Raw genomic sequence first — 16,233 nt, 5'->3', positions numbered from 1 at the left:
CCCGCCACTTTAATCATTCAAACGGTCCCGGTGGGGAGCGGGATGGTGCGGGTGGCTGCCATGGTCATGCCGTGTGCGCCCGGATGGGGCGGCGCGGGGTAAAGGCCCTGGCTAGCGGCGTCGCGGACGTGTCCGTCGGCGGCATCCGCGAAGCCGGACGGGAGGGTGTGGGCGGCGGGCCCGACGTGAATGTGACATCGGTGACCCATCGGAGCCAGCGCCCGGGCGTCAATCGGATGTCGTGGGTCCAGGCAGGTCGCGATCTTCTGGTGCATGACGTGCATCGGGATCACGGTGTGGGCCACGGCGCCCAGGTCCGCGATGAGCGACCGGCCGGTGTCCTTCCGCTGGAGCTGGTTCGTGTCGTCGCGGATGGAGGCCTTGATCTGCACACCCCGGTCCGCTGCCGCCCGCAGCTCGGGCAGCAGCGGACCGGATCCGGTTCGCGACCCACGGGGTCACAGCCACAGCGACTGCCGCGCCTGCCGGATCTTGCCGCTGAACGTGCCGTAGAAGTCCGCTCGTCATCGACTTCCGTCACCTCCGCGTGCCGGCTCAGCGCTCAGCACCTCGGCGAGCGCGGTGCCGAACTCCCCTCGTGAGGGGGCGCATGGGGTGGGGTGAGATCAGGTGCCTGGTGTGGAGCACCGGGACGCCCGGGGTGCCGGTCAGCGCCGCCAGCTGAGCCAGGGCCCTCACCGGCCGTGCGCCCCCTCGGCCGGTCAGCCGGTGGCATGGCCTGGCGTCCGCCATTGGCGTGGCCGACGGCAGGGCTTCGGAGGGCTTCGGAGGGCTTCTTCCCTGTCGGGTTCGGCAGGAATTCCTTAGAGGATGGCCGAAGGGGCGGGGTATTTCTGAACTCCTGGCCGTGGCATTGCCTGCAGAAAGGTGGTCGGGAGCGGACTGCGTCTGTCCGGGAATGGGGCCGGGGTGGGAGGGGCTGTGCGATGGTCGCTGTTTTGGAGACGGGTGCGGGGGCAGCAGGGCACTGTCGGGGTGACCGGCACGGTGGAGGGTTTCGTAATTGCTTTCCTTTGGTGGGAGTGGTGGCGAGGCCAGGCCTTCTTTTGCGTCGTGTGGAAGGGATGTTGCATGGGTGCCAGTGTCTGGGGATACCTTCCCGATTCCGGGTACAGGGCGGGCACGGTCCTTGTGGGGTTCAGCGTCGAAGCTGTCGACGGGAGCATCGGTGAGGTCGACAAGCATTCCGACGAGGTGGATTCCGCGCACCTTGTCGTCGATACGGGACCGTGGATCCTGGGGCGGCGCGTCGTGCTGCCGGCCGGCACCGTGACCGGCATCGACCAGCAGGAGAAGAAGGTCTACGTGGGCCGCACCAAGGAAGAGATCAAGGGCGCGCCCGACTTCGAGAGTGCCGGGCACGAGAGCGGTGCGGATCACCTGCACCAGGTCGGCGTCTATTTCGGTGGATTTCCTCTGGTGTGAGGCGTGTTGCGCCGGGCGGCGGGGCCGGCTGCACCCCCGGGTTGGCGCGCCCACCCGCGTTCGCGCGCCCGCCCGTTTCGTGGGACATACCGTGCGCAGCCGGGCTCCGCTCCGCGGTGTCCTTCCTGTGACGTCCTTCACCGGAACCATGGTGCGGCCGGCTCCTGTACGCCGTTGCGGGTGAGGTCAGGGGCCGCGCCGGTGCTTCAGCGCCGAGTCGTGGAAAGTTGCAGAGTGAACTCCGCGGTCCGGGGAAGCCGTCAAAGAACCTTCTCGTCGAAGTAGCCTTTTGCGTGGCCCTCGCAACGGGTGGCGGGTGAGCTCCATGGCGTTGTGGTCGATCGGGCGTGAGGTGAGAGGTGTGACGGGCACGCAGCAGACCCCGGTGAACAAGGCGGCGGAGGCGCGGGACAGCGTTCAGGAGCTGCTGAGCGCACACCGTCCGCGGGTCGATGAACTCTCCATGATCGACGCACTGCTGGTCACCTCGGAATTGGTCACCAATGCCCAGCGCCATGGTGCTGGACTCGCCGGTTTCTCCGCCCGGATCGGGGCCGGTGTTCTGGAAGTGACCGTCGCCGATAACAGCCCCCGTCATCCCGCCACGGCCGTCGGAGGCGAAAAATTCGGGGTCGGTGGATATGGGTGGCCGATGATTCAGAAACTCACCTCCTGTGTCGTCATTGTCCCCGCCGACGGCGGCAAGGCCATTACCGTGACCGTGCCTCTCAGGTGTGACCGCACGGCCGACTGAAGGCGCTGCCGCAGAGGCGGTATTTCGTGGTGAGCCGGTCCTCTGCACGCATAGGCACTGTCACTGTCGCGATGCCGGCCAACCGGCCAACCCCTGAAGGGCGGCGGGCCGATGAAGGGTGCCAGAGGGTGCCGTCCCGTCGTAAGGGAACCCTTTTGGTGGTGCGGGAAAAGTCGAGGCGACGATGCCTCATGCTCGGCTCCCGCCGGCTGAGTGTTCGCCCGCTGTGACGTCCGCAATGAGGCCTGAGAGTATTGCCGTCCTGCCGTTGCGAGAAGGAAGTGCCCCGGCCGGCAAAGCCCGCCCGGAGGGTGGGCGAGGGATACAGCGTCGCTATGACGGTTCGGGCGCATTGAGGTGGAAAAGTGTGATGCAGGGAGTACCTGTAAGAGCGGCCGAGGCGCGCAACTTCGTGCACGACCTGCTGCACAAGATAGGCAGCCCGGTCGATGATCTGGCCCTCGTCGACGCCCTCCTGGTGACCACGGAGTTGGTCACCAATGCCCAGCGGCACGGGGGCGGGCTCACCGGCTTCACCGCGCGGATCGTCGAGGGGCACCTGGAAGTGGCGGTCGAGGACGGCAGCGCGCACTGCCCCACCGCCGCCTCCCCGCGCGACCCCGGAGCAACGGGTGGATACGGCTGGCCCCTGATACAGCGGCTGGCCCGCAGTGTCGACATCACCGTGACCGTGACCGGCAAGACCATTCGCGTCACCTTGCCCCTTTGATGCCATCTGATGCCATCTGATGCCGTCGTCCTGTTCTTGACCAGTACGGGGTGGGGTGCGGATTGCCAAGCGGCACCGGCATCGACGCCGGCCTGCTGGCCCTCCATCGCCGGACCAGCGCCGCCGGGGTCCAACTCCCTCTCGACGACCGCCCGCCCGCGCTGGACCGCCTCCTGACGGTCACGGGCACCCTCGGCCCCCTCACCTCTCCGCCCGGACGGAACAGCTCCACCACGGGCTGACGCGCGCCACCACGGAACGGCGGCTCCTGCCGAAGGGCTTCGGCTCATGAACGTGGTCCGCCGGGGCATACGCGAGTTCAGCGGTTCTTCCCGGCCAGGGCGGGGCGGGCGCTCACAGGCCGACGCCGCCGGACGAGGCGTAGGTGCCCGCGAATTTCCGGGCGGGTGCGTACGGACGGCCCGTTCGGATTCCCGCGTGCCGCGGCCGTACCGCCCTTGCCGAGAGGGACAGTTGATGAGAGGCGACAGCACGGCAGGAGAAGCGTCAGCGTCAGGGGGCGCGGGATATGAACGACCGGCAAAAGGCGTCGGACGGAGTGGTGGGCGAGGACTATCTGCCCCTTGCCGAACACGGGCTGATCGGCGATCTGCGGACCGCGGCGCTGGTCGGGACCGACGGCCGGATCAGCTGGTTCTGTGCCCCGCGGTTCGACTCACCCAGCATTTTCGGAGCGCTGCTCGACGCCGGGAACGGCGGACACTGGCAGATCAGCCCCGTCGGCGACGTCGCCAAACGCCAGCAGTACTACTTTCCCGACACCAATATCCTCATGACGCGGATGCTGACCGAGAACGGCATCGTCGAGATCCAGGACTTCATGCCGATACGGGCGGAGGGGGACCGGAATCATCGGCAACGTCTGGTGCGGCGGGTGGTCAGCGTGCGGGGCAGTTCGCGTATCCGGACCGTCATCGCACCGCGGATGAATTACGGCCGGGACCCGCACAAGGTGGAAACCCAGCCGCACGGTGTGCGTTTCACCAGTGAGGCGCTGGAACTCTCGCTCCAGGCAAGTGTGACCCTGCGGACCGAAGGCCAGGACGCCATCGGCGACTTCGACCTGGCGGAAGGCCAATCCGCGCTGTTCGTGCTGGAGTCCGACAAACCCTCTCGCGCCGAACCGGCCGTCGATCTGGTCGATACCCGGGCTGCCGAGGAGCTGTTCTGGTCCACCGTACGGTGCTGGCGCCAGTGGCTGAGCCAGTCCACCTACACCGGCCGCTGGCGCGAGATGGTGCACCGCTCCGCGCTGACCCTGAAACTCCTCACCCATGAGCCGACCGGAGCCATCGTCGCCGCACCGACCCTCGGGCTTCCCGAACAACTCGGCGGCGAACGGAACTGGGACTATCGCTATGTCTGGATCCGCGACGCGGCCTTCTCCCTCCACGCCCTGCTGCGCCTGGGCTTCACCCGCGAGGCGCAGGCCTTCATCAGCTGGCTGACCTCGTGTCTGCGCCCTGCGCACGACGGTGACCACGGCCCCCTAAAAGTGCTGTATTCCATCGACGGCGATGCCGAAATGACCGAGCATGTCCTCGGCCACTGGGAGGGCTACCGAGGATCCGCCCCGGTCCGGGTCGGGAACGGTGCCGCCGGGCAGCTCCAGCTCGATATCTACGGCGAACTCTTCGACTCCGTCTATCTGTTCAACAAGCACGGTGTCGGGATTTCACATGAGAGCTGGAGGGATCTGTGCGCCATTCTCGACTGGCTGCTGGAGCACTGGGACAGCCCCGATGCGGGCATCTGGGAGACCCGTGCCGGACAACAGCGGCACACCTATTCGCGGTTGATGTGCTGGGTGGCGGTGGAGCGCATGATCAGAATGGCCCGGCAACGTGGTTTGCCGGGTGATCTGGGCCGCTGGATGTCGGTACGCGACACGATCTGTCACCAGATCATGGACCAGGGCTGGAACGCGCAGGAAGAGACCTTTGTCCAACGCCTCAGCGGCGAGCCGGGGCAGCCGCCGGAGCACATTCTGGACGCCTCGCTCCTGGTGATGCCCATGGTGAAGTTCTTGTCTCCGGACGATCCGCGGTTCCGCTCCACCGTGAAAGCCATCGGCGAGAACCTCGTCACCGACAGCCTGGTCTTCCGCTACGACCCGAAGGTTTCTCCCGACGGCCTGGACGGCACGGAGGGGACCTTCTCGATCTGTTCGTTCTGGTGGGTCGAGGCGCTCTCCCGCACCGGCCGGATCGAGGAAGCCAGGGTGGCGCTGGAGAAGATGTTCACCTACGCCAATCATCTCGGCCTGTACGCGGAGCAGATAGGGATGACGGGCGAACACCTGGGGAATTTCCCCCAGGCGCTCACCCATCTCGCGCTGATCAGCGCGGCCACCAGCCTGGACGACTTCATGGGCTGAGCCGCCCTTCCCCGGCCGCCGGCGCCCGCCACCGGCCGGCTCCGGGGTTCCTCGGATACCGCCGCGCAGGAAACGCCCGCTGCCGACGGAATGGAGTCCGTTGCCGGCTCGACTGCGGGCATACTGACCGGCGGTGCCACAGGAGCACAATGTCCGGAGCGAAGCGCTGTCCATCCCAGGAAAACTGAAGGGCAGAAAGACCGTGGCTGACTTTCTCACCGACATCACCACCCTCCGCGACCGCGCCCGCCGCGAGATCGAAAAGGGACCGGTCACCGAAGCGTACGGAGCCGATCTGGAGCGCGTTCTGCAGGTGCTGAACGAGGCGCTGGCCACGGAAATCGTGTGCACCCTGCGGTACAAGCGGCACTATTACACGGCTTCCGGACTCTACTCGGAGCCGGTCGCCGCAGAGTTTCTGGAACACGCCACACAGGAGCAGCAACACGCCGACAAGGTGGCGCAGCGCATCGTTCAGCTCGGCGGGAAGCCCGACTTCAACCCGGAAACCCTGACGCAGCGGTCGCACGCCGGGTACGACGCCAGCGACGACCTCCTGGAGATGATCAAGGAAGATCTGGTCGCCGAGCGCGTGGCCATCGCCTCGTACACGGAAATCGCGAAGTGGCTGGGTGACGGCGACCCGACCACGCGACGCGTATTCGAAGAACTGCTGGCACAGGAGGAAGAGCACGCGGACGATCTGCGGGGGCTGCTGGAACGCATTCCCCAGGACAGGAAGACCGATTGACGGGCGCCGCGGGCATACGGCGCCGCGGGCAATGCAGCACCGCCGGCAATACGGCACCGCCGGCAATACGGCGCCTCGGGGGCTGTCGTGACCGGGAATCACGGCCGTCGGTGCCGCGCCCCGGTCCGCACGGACGGGGGCGGGGCAGCCGGCAGCGGTGCTCGATCCGGCGTAATTGGCCTGATCATGGCGGTCGGCGGAGGTGCTTCGTGATGCCGGGTGAGGGTGGGCGGCGGTAGGTGCGTCCGCCGCTCCGGGCCCGGGTGAGCAGGGCGGGGAGCCTCAGGATCCCAGCGCGCCCGGCATGTCGTCGGCCGGCGTGAAGTATCCGGCGGTGCCGGTGACATCGAAGAGCCGGCGGACGACCTCGTGGAACGGGCCGGCGACGACCAGCTTGCGCTGCTGCCGGTGATGGGCACGCTGGGCGGCGAGCAGGGCATGCAGCACCGTGGAGTCGGCGAAGTCGGTGAGCGACAGATCGACGACGGTACGTGGAACGCCGGAATCCTCCGCCAGCGCGCAGGCCTCTTCCAGCAGAGGGGCGCTGTCGTGATCGAGGGACCCGCTGACGCGGACGACAAAGGCCTCGTCCTCGACAGCGTGGGTCACCACAGCCGGTGTATGAACGTACATGGGCGACAGAATGCCATGCCCTACTTTCTTGTCTTGGGTTCGAACTGGTCACTCGTAAGATCAGCGGGACTCGGGGGCTCCGGGTATGGCTGGCATGGCAGCGCCGTGAGATGGCCGGAAAGGCTTGGCCGCCCGGAGCCCCGCGACGACTCGACCGCCAATTGGGAGATGCGACTCGATCGCTGTGTAGGGCAACGTCGGCGAGGTCGTCTGCTGGGCTGTGAACGTGCGATGAGTTGGCGGAGGTGACTGTGCCCCGAATATGGGCCGGAATGGACATCGGCAAGGAACACCACCACTGCGTGGTGATCAACGCGGACGGCGAACGTCTGCTGTCCCGCCGGGTCCTGAACGACGAGACGGCCTTGCTGGAACTGATCGGCGACGTCCTGGCCCTCGACACCGATGTGCTGTGGGCCGTCGACCTCAACCACGGCGGAGCGGCCCTGCTGATCGGGCTGTTGCTCAGCCACGACCAGCCGATGGCCTACCTCACCGGCCTGGCCGTGCACCGCGCCTCGGCTTCCTACCGGGGCGAGGGCAAGACCGACGCCAAGGACGCCTTCGTCATCGCCGACCAGGCCCGCATGCGCCGCGACCTGGGCCTGCTGCGCCCCGGTGACGAGATTGCCGTGGACCTGCACACACTCACCACCCGCCGCACCGACCTGATGTGCGACCGCACTCGCCAGATCAACCGGCTGCGGGCCCAACTGCTGGAAATCTTCCCGGCGTTGGAACGCAATCTGGAGCTGACCAACAAGGGGCCCGTCGTTCTGCTGACGGGCTACCAGACCCCGGCGGCGATCCGCCGGGCAGGCGCGAAGCGCATCGAGACGTGGCTGCGCAACCGCAAGGTCCGCAGTGCCGCCGCACTCGCCAGGACAGCGGTGGAGGCCGCCGAGTGCCAGCACACGTCCCTGCCCGGCGAGAAGCTGGCCGCCGCCATGGTGGTGCGCCTCGCGAAGGGGGTGATGGCCCTCGATGAGGAGATCGCGGAAGTCGATGCGCTGATCGAGGCCCGGTTTTGCGAGCACCCGCACGCCGAGGTGATCCTCAGCCTGCCCGGCATGGGCAAGCAGATGGGGGCGGTGTTCATCGCCGCCACCGGCGGCGACATGGACGCGTTCGGCAGTGCCGACCGGCTTGCCGGCTACGCCGGCCTGGCACCGGCCCCGCGTGACTCCGGCCGCGTCAGCGGGAACCTCCGCAGACCCCGCCGTTTCCACCGCGGCCTGCTCAACGCGATGTATCTCTCCGCGCTGTCGAGCCTGAAGAGTTGTCCGGCCTCGAAGGCGTACTACGCGCGCAAACGGGCTGAAGGGAAAGGGCACAAGCAGGCGCTGCTGGCACTCGCGCGCCGTCGCGTCAATGTGCTCTGGGCCATGATTCGTGACGGTGCGTGCTATCAAGCCACACCACCTGTCACGGCAGCGGCTTGACATCAGCATTGGGAAGCCTTTCGGGCACAGGTTCTAGTGCGGACTCCGGTTCGGCCAGGCCGAAGACCGTCCCCTGTATGGCCCCGCCGTCAGCCGTCGCAGCGCGTCCGGGAACGGACGTGATCGCCCTTGTCCGGAGTGCGCCGCGGCGACGGAAACAATTCTCATGAATCATTCAGGAATTCCGCGGATGGTCCTCTCCGGTCCACCGGCTGCGCCACTCAGCGGGGTGATTGTTCCACCGCTGCGCATAAGGGCCGTAGTGCCGGGCAACAGGCCTGCTCAACGACCTGAATCCCGGAGGTGGAGCATGAACACGGTTTTCGAGGACGTATGTGACACACCCCTGCAGGCGCCTTGTGACGCCCCGTCACCGCGAGCCGGAAGATATTCCACCACGCTTCCGCGCATCGAGGACACCGGAAGTGTGACTCCCCATGACGCCAAGGCGCTGACGCCGCTGTTCTTCGAGCGGCTCGCGGAGCTCGAAGAGGGCACTCCCGAGTATCAGTACGCCCGCAATACGCTCATCGAGATGAACTTGTCCCTGGTGCGCTATGTGGCCTCCCGGTACAGAAGCCACAGTGACCAAATGGAGGACATCGTCCAGGTCGGCACCATCGGCCTCATCAAGGCCATCGACCGGTTCGACCTCTCCCGCCGAACGGATTTCGCGGCGTTCGCCATTCCCCATGTCCTCGGGGAGATCAAGCGGTTCTTCCGCGACACCAGCTGGGCCGTCCATGTCCCGCGCCGTCTGCAGGAACTCCGCATCGACCTGGCCCAGGCAATGGAGCATCTGTCCGCCCTCCTGGACCGGGAACCCACCGTCAAAGAGCTGGCCGAGCACCTGCAGCTCACGGAGGAGGAGATCATCGAGGGCATCGTGGCCGGCAACGGCTACACGGCCGTCTCCCTGCACCTCTCCTGCGACAGCGAGGCGACGCAGGGCGCCGGCGCACCCGCCTTCGCCGACCTTCTCGGCGCGACCGACCCCGCCACGGAGCACGTCGAGGACCGGTACGCCCTGGCCTCACTCCTGGAACAGCTCGGTGAGCGTGACCGGCTGATCGTGCATCTGCGCTTCGACCGGGAGATGACCCAGGCCCAGATCGGGACGGTGCTCGGTATCTCCCAGATGCATGTCTCCCGACTGCTCGCCCGCATCATCAAGCAGCTGCGCAAGGGCATGCTCGGCCAGCAGTGACCCCGCCGGGTCCGCCTTCGGCATCCGGGCCGCACAGCTCCCGACGGTGCGTCACGAAAGCCGCCCGCAGTGCCGGGCCGGGCTCACCCGCTCCTGTGCGAGCTCGCCCACTCCTGCGCAGCGCAGAGGCCCTGCACAGGAGGCGCGCCGCAGGGGAGTCGGCAGGACCACAGCTGTCGTACGGCATGGATGGTTCCACTGTGGCCGGGTACCGGGCTTCGGAAGATCCGCTGACGTGCGGATGGGGCAGCAGACGAAGGGGCGGCATGGCCGGAGAAGTCAGCGGGCGACGGACACAACCGGCCCGGACGGGGCGGATGGCCCGCGTCCGGCGGTGGTGGGGGCGGGCGCTGGGGTCGGAGGGCCATGAGCGTTCCACGGTGCTCCTCATCGCCAAGGGCACCTTGGCGGCGACGATCGCCTGGGTGATCTCCTACCACGTCCTGCACGCACAGTCGCCCGCCTTTGCCCCGTTCTCCGCAGTGCTGATCATGCAGGTGACCGTCTACCAGTCGCTGCTGCAGTCCTCGCGCTACGTGGGCGCAGTGGTGGCGGGCGTCGCGGTGCAGGCCGCGCTGGGCTTTCTCGTCGGACCCGATGTGCCGGCGTTCGCCCTGGTGGCGCTGGTGGCGCTCACCATCGGCCGGTGGCCGGCGCTCGGCTCGCAGGGCTCCCAGGTGGCCACCGCGGCGTTCTTCGCCTTCTCCACCTATGTCTCCGCCACCTCGGCCCTCGACAAGATCACCCAGCTGGGGCAGATCATTCTGCTGGTCCTCATCGGCTGCGGGATCGGCGTCCTCGTGAACGTCACCGTGCTGCCGCCGCTGCGCTACCGCAGCGCCGAATACGGCATCCGCACCCTGGCACACGCCCTGTGCGACCTGGTGAGCGACATCTACCCGGCGTTGCGTGAGCGGGGACTCGACGAGGAGCGCACCGGGCGGTGGCGGGCGCGGGCCGAACAGACCGGAGAACTGGTCACCCAGGCCAGAACGGGACTGCGGATGGCCCGGGAGAGCCTGCACTACAACCCGCGCCGGCTCTTCCGCCGCGGCCGTGCACACACCTACTTCGAGGGGTATGCCGCGGTGCTGGAGGCGCTGGAGCGCACCCTGCGCCAATTCGCCGCCCTGACCCGCAGCCTGGACAAATGGAGTGCGGACGAAGACCGTTACCACTACGGCGCCTTTCTGGCGAGCTACGCCGATTTCCTGGAGTCCCTCTCCCGGATCACCCGCGTCTTCGCGGACCTCGACGAGGACCGGCTCGGCGACCAGACATCCCAGCTGCACCAACTGGCCGACGAGGCACAGAACTACCGCCGACGGCTGGCCGAACAGGCGGAGCGGGACGGCCTGCCGCTCACGGACCCCGGCCGCCCGTATGGAGTGCTGGTCATCGAGGCCGCCCGTCTGATGGAGGAGTTCCAGTACACCTGTGACGTTCTCCAGCACCATGTCGAACGGTGAACCGCCGGCTGCGCGAGACGGTGTCCCGGTGTACACCACACGGCCGCACGGGGTGAACAGGCCGGACATGCCGGACAGGCCGAACAGGCCGAACAGGGAGGGCAAGGACAGGGAGAAGGGGCCACCGCAGGAGAGCGGTGGCCCCTTTCGCGTTCCGTGCGCCGACTACGCCCGATCATTTCCTGAAGGCGTCCTTGGCCTTCTCCTTTGCTCCACGGAGATCCCCCCTGGATTCCTTGGCGGAACCCTCGGCGGTGGCGCTTTCGTTTCCGACGGCTCGTCCCACTTCCTTCTTGACCTTGCCGATGGCCTGCTCGGCGAGGGCCTTGGCCTTTTCGCTGGCACTCATTGTCCGGTCCTTCCGTTGGCGGCATTGTTCGCGTGCCCCCGCATGGCGCTGTCAAACGACGGAGCGGATACGGGGAGTGGATATGGGGGAGTGGTGATGACCCGGAGCGCACACTGCGATGGAGGTGAGTCCCCTGCGGGAGCAGTGCACGCCCCGGGCCGTACTCTTCGTCTCTCCAGGGGAGTGGTGATGATGCCTCAGCAGACGCAAATATCGGGGTGGGCCGGACAACACCGTGTTGTCCGGCCCACCCCGGATATGCGGGCTGTGGCGGCTACCAGCGGTACCACCGGCCGCGCTTGCCGCCGGCTCCCGCGGAACGCAGGACAAATCCCAGCAGCCAGATGACGAGTACGGCTACCGCCACGTACCAGAGCGCCTTCAGGGCGAATCCGGCGCCGAAAAGCAGCAGTGCGAGCAGAAGAACGACAATCAGGGGGACCATGGTTATCAACCTCCGAGACATCGTGTGCCCGGCCCGGGGGCTCACATACAACGTTTCTTCGAAGAGAAACCGGGCACATTCGCGCGGCCGACGCGTCTTACCCCGGAAAGGCAATCATCGTGCCGGCGCTTTGGGGCGTTCATGCCCGCGCTGTGGGGTGAACGAGGCTCCTGCGGCCGCACAGGCCTCACAACTACCGCCGTTCGGCCTGCTGTTGACTCCGCGTCCACTTCGAATGCATGGCCCGGATGGATTGGGGTAGGCGGGCGGCTGCAGCGTCCGCAGGTGCCGGGCGCGCGGGAAGGCGAGATGACCACCATCGTGAGCGAGACCACGACCGAGCAGCGACAGACCCACACGGCCTCTGCACTGCCGGAGGTGACGCAACCGCAGAAGGTGGCTCCTCGCGACGCGAGGGAGTTGTCGAAGCAGTTCTTCGAGCGGCTTCAGGCTCTCGAAGAGGGCACGCACGAGTACCAGTACGCGCGTAACACCCTCATCGAGATGAATATGTCGATGGTGCGCTATGTTGCCCGCCGCTACCGCAATCGCGGCGACGACATGGAAGACGTCATCCAGGTGGGCACCATCGGTCTGATCAAGGCCATCGACCGGTTCGACCTCGCGCGTGAGGTGGAGTTCTCCACCTTTGCCGTCCCCTACATCCTGGGCGAGATCAAGCGGTTCTTCCGTGACACCGGCTGGGCCGTCCATGTGCCCCGCCGCCTTCAGGAGCTGCGCAGCGACCTGGCCAAGGCCAAGGAGCACCTCGCCGCCAAGTTCGACCGCGACCCCACCGTCCGCGAACTGGCCGCCCACCTCGATCTGTCGGAGGACGACGTCATCGAGGGCATCGTCGCCGCCAACGGCTACACCGCCGGTTCGCTCGACACGCCCGCCGACCCCGACCCGTCGGAGCAGCGCCGCACTCTCGTCGACGTTCTGGGGGAGAACGACCCGGCGCTGGAGGCCGTAGAGGACTTCCATGTGCTCGCTCCGCTGCTCGGCATGCTCGACGCCCGGGAGCGGCGCCTCATCGAGCTGCGCTTCGGTCAGGAGATGACCCAGTCGCAGATCGGCGAGGAGCTCGGTGTGTCCCAGATGCATGTCTCCCGGCTGCTCACCCGCACCCTGTCGAAGCTTCGTGCCGGCATGCTCACCGAACGCTGAGACCGCCCTGCGCGGTGTGCGGAAATGCGGGGCCCCGTTGATCCGGCGCAGCAACTTCCTTTGATGGGTAAGAGGGGTGGGGACCGGGCATCCGCGGACGACAGACGCCATTTCGTCACGCCACTTCGTGCGGGAAGGAACCGGAAGATGCCGATGGCCCACCCTGCGGTGCTGCGGGAACTCGTCCAGGAATACGAGACGTTGGAGTTGCTGCACGCGCGGCAGGGCAAGGCCGAGGTGCGCCGGCGGATGGACGACATCGCCTCCACCCTGTGCGTTTCCACCGGCACCCGCGATGTGGACGCGGCACTGATGGCCGCCCGCCACCGGCCGCCCGGCGACGGGGTGAAGGGCGCCTCCCTCGTCGCGGGCTGACCGGCCGGCGGGCCCGCCGGCCGCCGCTTCCTTTCAGCACGGTGCCCGCCGTCGGCCGCGCTGGGTCACCCGGCTGCGCCCGACCACCCGGCCGAGCAGCGCTGCCAAAGCGGCCAGTGCGGCGATCGTGGTCAGCGCCCCCGGGAGCCCGTACACCTCGGCGAGGAACCCGATCGACGGCGGGCCGAGCAGGATGCCGGAGTACCCCAGGGTCGACGCCACCGCGACCCCATGGGGGCCGGCGAGGGCGCCGGCGCCGCCGACCGCGACCGGGAAGACATTGGCCAGGCTCAGTCCGGTCAGCGCGTAGCCCAGGTACACCAGCCACAGCTGCGGGGCCAGCGCTCCCACCAGCATTCCCACCGCTGCGAGGAGACCACCGGCCACCAGGACGGGAGTGTCGCCCAGCCGCTCCAGGAGCCAGGTGCCCGACATCCGGGAGACCGTCATCAGCAGCGCGAACACCGCGTATCCGGCCGCTGCCGCACCCGGCCCCGTGTGCAGGTCAGCGGAGAGATGCAGCGAGCCCCAGTCGGCCAGCGCGCCCTCGCCGTACGCCGTGCACAGGGTGATCAGCCCGTAGCCCGTGACGAACAGCCGGGTACGGCCCCCCGCCGTCCGGCCGCGCTGCGGCGCCGCGTCCGTCCCGTCGCGGCGTGGGACCTGGCCGGTGGCCGGTCCGGGCGTCCGCAGCAGCACCCGGCCCGCGTACGCGGTGACCACGAGCCCGGTCGCCGTGAGCAGCAACAGGTGCCACAGCGGGCTCAGTTGCGGGGCGAGGAGCCCGCCGAGTCCCGCGCCCACCAGTCCGCCCGCACTGAACGCCGCGTGGAACGAGGGGAGGATCGGGCGCCGGACCGCCTCGGCGAGATCCACGGCCGCCGCGTTGAAGGCGACGTTGAGGCCCCCGTACGCGGCTCCGAACAGCAGCAGGACGAGGCCGAGATGAAGGGCCGAATGCGTCAGCGGGGGCAGGGCGACCGACAGCGACAGCAGGGCCGCCGTCACCACCGTCACCGGATGGTTGCCGTAGCGGCGGCACAGCTTGCCGGTCAGCAGCATCGTGGCGACCGATCCCACCGACACCCCCAGCAGGGCCAGTCCGAGTGCGCCGGCCGAGGCATGGATCTGTTCCTTGATGGCGGGGATGCGCACCACCCACCCCGCGAACACAAAGCCGTCGAGGGCGAAGAACAGGCTGATCGCCCGGCGCAGGCGGGCCACGTGCGGGGGAGTGGTGGCCGGAGCGCGCCGGCCGGTGTCCATCAACTGGTCCATAGGGGCCTCCGAGCGTTCAGTGGCGGACACGGTGGGCGAGCAGGGTGCCGGCCGTGGCGAGCGCCAGCCCGCCGAGGGTGAGCGGGCCGATCCGCTGTCCGAGCAGCAGCGCACCGAGCCCCGCCGTGCTCATCGGGACCAGCTGGAACAGGCTGCTGACCTGGCTCGTTCCATGGCGCTGGAGGAGGCGGTAGAGCAGACCGACGCCGACGACGGAGTTGACCAGCGCACTCCACAGCAGCACCGGCCAGTACGCGGCGGTGAACCGCACGTCCCAGCCCTCGGCGAGGAGCGCGGGCACCAGCACCACCAGCGAGGCGGCCAGCAGCTGCACGGCATTGCCGCTCACCGGCTCCATCTGCCCGCAGAACCGCTTCTGGTAGACGGTGCCGGCGGAGATGCCCAGCAGTCCCAGCGTGAGAAAGCCCAGTCCCGGCAGTGAGCTGAGGGACAGCTGGATCCCCTCGGCGACCGCCAGGGCCACTCCGCCGAGCCCGAGGACGAGGCCCAGCAACTGGCCCGCCGAGATCCGCTCGTGGAGCAGTGGTACCGCCAGGAGTGCGGCGGTCAGTGGGTAGAGGCCGATGATCAGGGCCGCCGGCCCGGACGGCACTCCGAGGTTCATCCCCGCGTAGATGCTGGAGAACTGCACGGCCTGCACCAGCACTCCGGCGACCGCCAGATGCAGCAGCCGGCGCCCCCGGGGCAGCCGCTGACGGCGGAGCCCGGCGACGGCCAGCAGTACCAGACCGGCGACGGCGAAGCGTAACGCCGCGAAGGTGTAGGGCGCCGCGTACCGCAGACCGAGCGTGCCGGAGAGGAACCCCGAACTCCAGACGATCACGAGGGCCAAGCGGGCGGGCAGTTCGGCAAGGCGCCCCGCGGGCCGTACGGCGGTGTCCGGCACACCGCTCCGGGCCGCGGACCGCTCGCCACTCCCGAGCGGCGGACTGGGACTGATCACTGCTGACACTCCCTCTGTTCGTGTTCAATAAAATGCACGGTAGAGCAAAATATCGTTCACGGCGAGGGTTTGTGGCCCGCTGGGCCGCAGCGCTGGTCACGACGCACGCCCGGGAACGCGAACCGGAACGCGAACCGGAACGCGAACCGGGGCCCGGACGGCAAAAAGCCCCACGGACCGTCATCCGCGGGGCAGTTGGGGAGGGAGTGAGGGAGCGGAAAGGCTCAGTAGAGGCTGGAGAACAGCACGGCGACCATCTGGGCCGGCTCATCGGTGTCATTGCGGAAGGTGTGCGGATGGCCGGCCGACCACTGGATGCAGTCGCCGGCGCGCAGCTCGTGGTCCCGGCCGTTGTACCGGGCGACCAGGGTGCCCCGGGTCGCCATGATGAGGTCGGAGCCCTCGTGCTGGAGGTCCTCGGTGAGGCCGCTGTGCGGTGCGAAGTCCCCCGTCACCACCTGATATCCGAGCTCCGGGGAGCGCAGCACCCGGTAGACGACACCCGGCGCCCGGTTCAGGGTCTCCTGCTTCTCCCGGGGGAACACCGAGGGGGTGGCCCGCCCCCGGGAGAACCCCAGGAACGAGCCGACATCGTGGTCGAACACCTTGGCCAGACGGCCGAGCCGCTCCAGCGCGATATCGGTCTCGCCCCGCTCCAGACCGGCCAGGAAGGACACGGACAGCCCGCACTCCGCCGCCACTTGGCGAAGCGACATCCCCCGCTGCGTACGGAGCCGGTGCAGCACCTCGCCGGGCGGCGGGAATCCGAGTTCCGGATCCCGCGCGGGAGGGGTGGAGGGGGCGGGGTCTGCCATGCCCGCA

At 68.2% G+C, this 16,233-nt stretch carries 17 protein-coding genes and 1 pseudogene; 11 read left to right on the top strand and 7 right to left on the bottom strand.

The window, feature by feature from the left end:
- Positions 1–17: 17 nt before the first annotated feature.
- Entirely contained in the window at positions 18–392 is a 375-nt protein-coding gene (locus tag SLV14N_RS09850) for a hypothetical protein (protein ID WP_263269056.1), read from the bottom strand.
- 700 nt (positions 393–1,092) lie between these two features.
- On the opposite strand from SLV14N_RS09850, the gene SLV14N_RS09845 reads away from it, so the two are divergent.
- The 6 genes and pseudogenes from SLV14N_RS09845 (at position 1,093) to SLV14N_RS09820 (ending at position 6,079) form a co-directional block, all read left to right on the top strand.
- Complete coding sequence (locus tag SLV14N_RS09845; RefSeq protein ID WP_263269055.1) at positions 1,093–1,446, top strand: PRC-barrel domain containing protein; 354 nt, start codon at positions 1,093–1,095, stop codon at positions 1,444–1,446.
- A gap of 361 nt (positions 1,447–1,807) precedes the next feature.
- Positions 1,808–2,200, top strand: coding sequence for an ATP-binding protein (locus tag SLV14N_RS09840; protein WP_259670215.1), 393 nt, complete (start codon positions 1,808–1,810; stop codon positions 2,198–2,200).
- Between the two features lie 370 nt (positions 2,201–2,570).
- On the top strand, positions 2,571–2,930 hold the full coding sequence (locus tag SLV14N_RS09835; protein WP_208680611.1) for an ATP-binding protein: 360 nt from the start codon (positions 2,571–2,573) through the stop codon (positions 2,928–2,930).
- A gap of 77 nt (positions 2,931–3,007) precedes the next feature.
- Positions 3,008–3,172 (top strand): annotated as a pseudogene (locus SLV14N_RS09830) (anti-sigma factor antagonist); the annotation flags it as partial.
- A gap of 287 nt (positions 3,173–3,459) precedes the next feature.
- On the top strand, positions 3,460–5,328 hold the full coding sequence (locus tag SLV14N_RS09825; protein ID WP_263269054.1) for a glycoside hydrolase family 15 protein: 1,869 nt from the start codon (positions 3,460–3,462) through the stop codon (positions 5,326–5,328).
- A gap of 202 nt (positions 5,329–5,530) precedes the next feature.
- A complete protein-coding gene (locus SLV14N_RS09820) occupies positions 5,531–6,079 on the top strand; it encodes a bacterioferritin (RefSeq protein ID WP_208687801.1) in 549 nt (182 codons plus the stop codon).
- A 282-nt stretch (positions 6,080–6,361) separates the two neighbouring features.
- On the opposite strand, the gene SLV14N_RS09815 is transcribed toward SLV14N_RS09820, so the two are convergent.
- On the bottom strand, positions 6,362–6,688 hold the full coding sequence (locus SLV14N_RS09815) for an STAS domain-containing protein (RefSeq protein WP_369292819.1): 327 nt from the start codon (positions 6,686–6,688) through the stop codon (positions 6,362–6,364).
- A 269-nt stretch (positions 6,689–6,957) separates the two neighbouring features.
- Between SLV14N_RS09815 and SLV14N_RS09810 the strand changes: the two genes are divergently transcribed.
- From SLV14N_RS09810 to SLV14N_RS09800, 3 genes are all read left to right on the top strand, one after another.
- Positions 6,958–8,154, top strand: coding sequence for an IS110 family transposase (locus SLV14N_RS09810; protein WP_265873041.1), 1,197 nt, complete (start codon positions 6,958–6,960; stop codon positions 8,152–8,154).
- 346 nt (positions 8,155–8,500) lie between these two features.
- Positions 8,501–9,361, top strand: coding sequence for a SigB/SigF/SigG family RNA polymerase sigma factor (locus SLV14N_RS09805; protein ID WP_263273088.1), 861 nt, complete (start codon positions 8,501–8,503; stop codon positions 9,359–9,361).
- Between the two features lie 266 nt (positions 9,362–9,627).
- Complete coding sequence (locus tag SLV14N_RS09800) at positions 9,628–10,830, top strand: aromatic acid exporter family protein (RefSeq protein ID WP_263269052.1); 1,203 nt, start codon at positions 9,628–9,630, stop codon at positions 10,828–10,830.
- Positions 10,831–11,005: 175 nt separating this feature from the next.
- Here the strand turns inward: SLV14N_RS09800 and SLV14N_RS09795 are convergent, their stop codons facing one another.
- Both SLV14N_RS09795 and SLV14N_RS09790 read right to left on the bottom strand, forming a co-directional pair.
- Positions 11,006–11,179 (bottom strand): CsbD family protein, encoded by a 174-nt coding sequence (locus tag SLV14N_RS09795; protein ID WP_208680605.1) that lies wholly within the window; start codon positions 11,177–11,179, stop codon positions 11,006–11,008.
- Between the two features lie 274 nt (positions 11,180–11,453).
- Positions 11,454–11,624 (bottom strand): hypothetical protein, encoded by a 171-nt coding sequence (locus SLV14N_RS09790; RefSeq protein WP_018088795.1) that lies wholly within the window; start codon positions 11,622–11,624, stop codon positions 11,454–11,456.
- 309 nt (positions 11,625–11,933) lie between these two features.
- Here SLV14N_RS09790 and SLV14N_RS09785 point away from each other — a divergent pair, with 309 nt between their 5' ends.
- Entirely contained in the window at positions 11,934–12,794 is an 861-nt protein-coding gene (locus tag SLV14N_RS09785; protein WP_263269051.1) for an RNA polymerase sigma factor SigF, read from the top strand.
- Positions 12,795–12,941: 147 nt separating this feature from the next.
- Positions 12,942–13,169, top strand: coding sequence for a DUF5133 domain-containing protein (locus SLV14N_RS09780; protein ID WP_208680603.1), 228 nt, complete (start codon positions 12,942–12,944; stop codon positions 13,167–13,169).
- Between the two features lie 33 nt (positions 13,170–13,202).
- On the opposite strand, the gene SLV14N_RS09775 is transcribed toward SLV14N_RS09780, so the two are convergent.
- From SLV14N_RS09775 to SLV14N_RS09765, 3 genes are all read right to left on the bottom strand, one after another.
- The gene (locus SLV14N_RS09775; RefSeq protein WP_263269050.1) at positions 13,203–14,447 is read right to left on the bottom strand and encodes an MFS transporter; all 1,245 of its coding nucleotides are present in this window, start codon (positions 14,445–14,447) and stop codon (positions 13,203–13,205) included.
- 16 nt (positions 14,448–14,463) lie between these two features.
- The gene (locus tag SLV14N_RS09770) at positions 14,464–15,411 is read right to left on the bottom strand and encodes a DMT family transporter (protein ID WP_263269049.1); all 948 of its coding nucleotides are present in this window, start codon (positions 15,409–15,411) and stop codon (positions 14,464–14,466) included.
- 224 nt (positions 15,412–15,635) lie between these two features.
- Positions 15,636–16,226: a helix-turn-helix domain-containing protein gene (locus tag SLV14N_RS09765; RefSeq protein ID WP_093643421.1), complete on the bottom strand. Its 591-nt coding sequence runs from the start codon at positions 16,224–16,226 to the stop codon at positions 15,636–15,638.
- Positions 16,227–16,233 lie beyond the last annotated feature (7 nt).

It is taken from the genome of Streptomyces sp. Je 1-4 4N24, assembly GCF_026239515.1.
Classification (GTDB): domain Bacteria; phylum Actinomycetota; class Actinomycetes; order Streptomycetales; family Streptomycetaceae; genus Streptomyces; species Streptomyces nigrescens.
The sequence above is the reverse complement of the archived record's forward strand: the minus strand, read 5'-3'. Positions and strand labels throughout refer to the sequence as shown.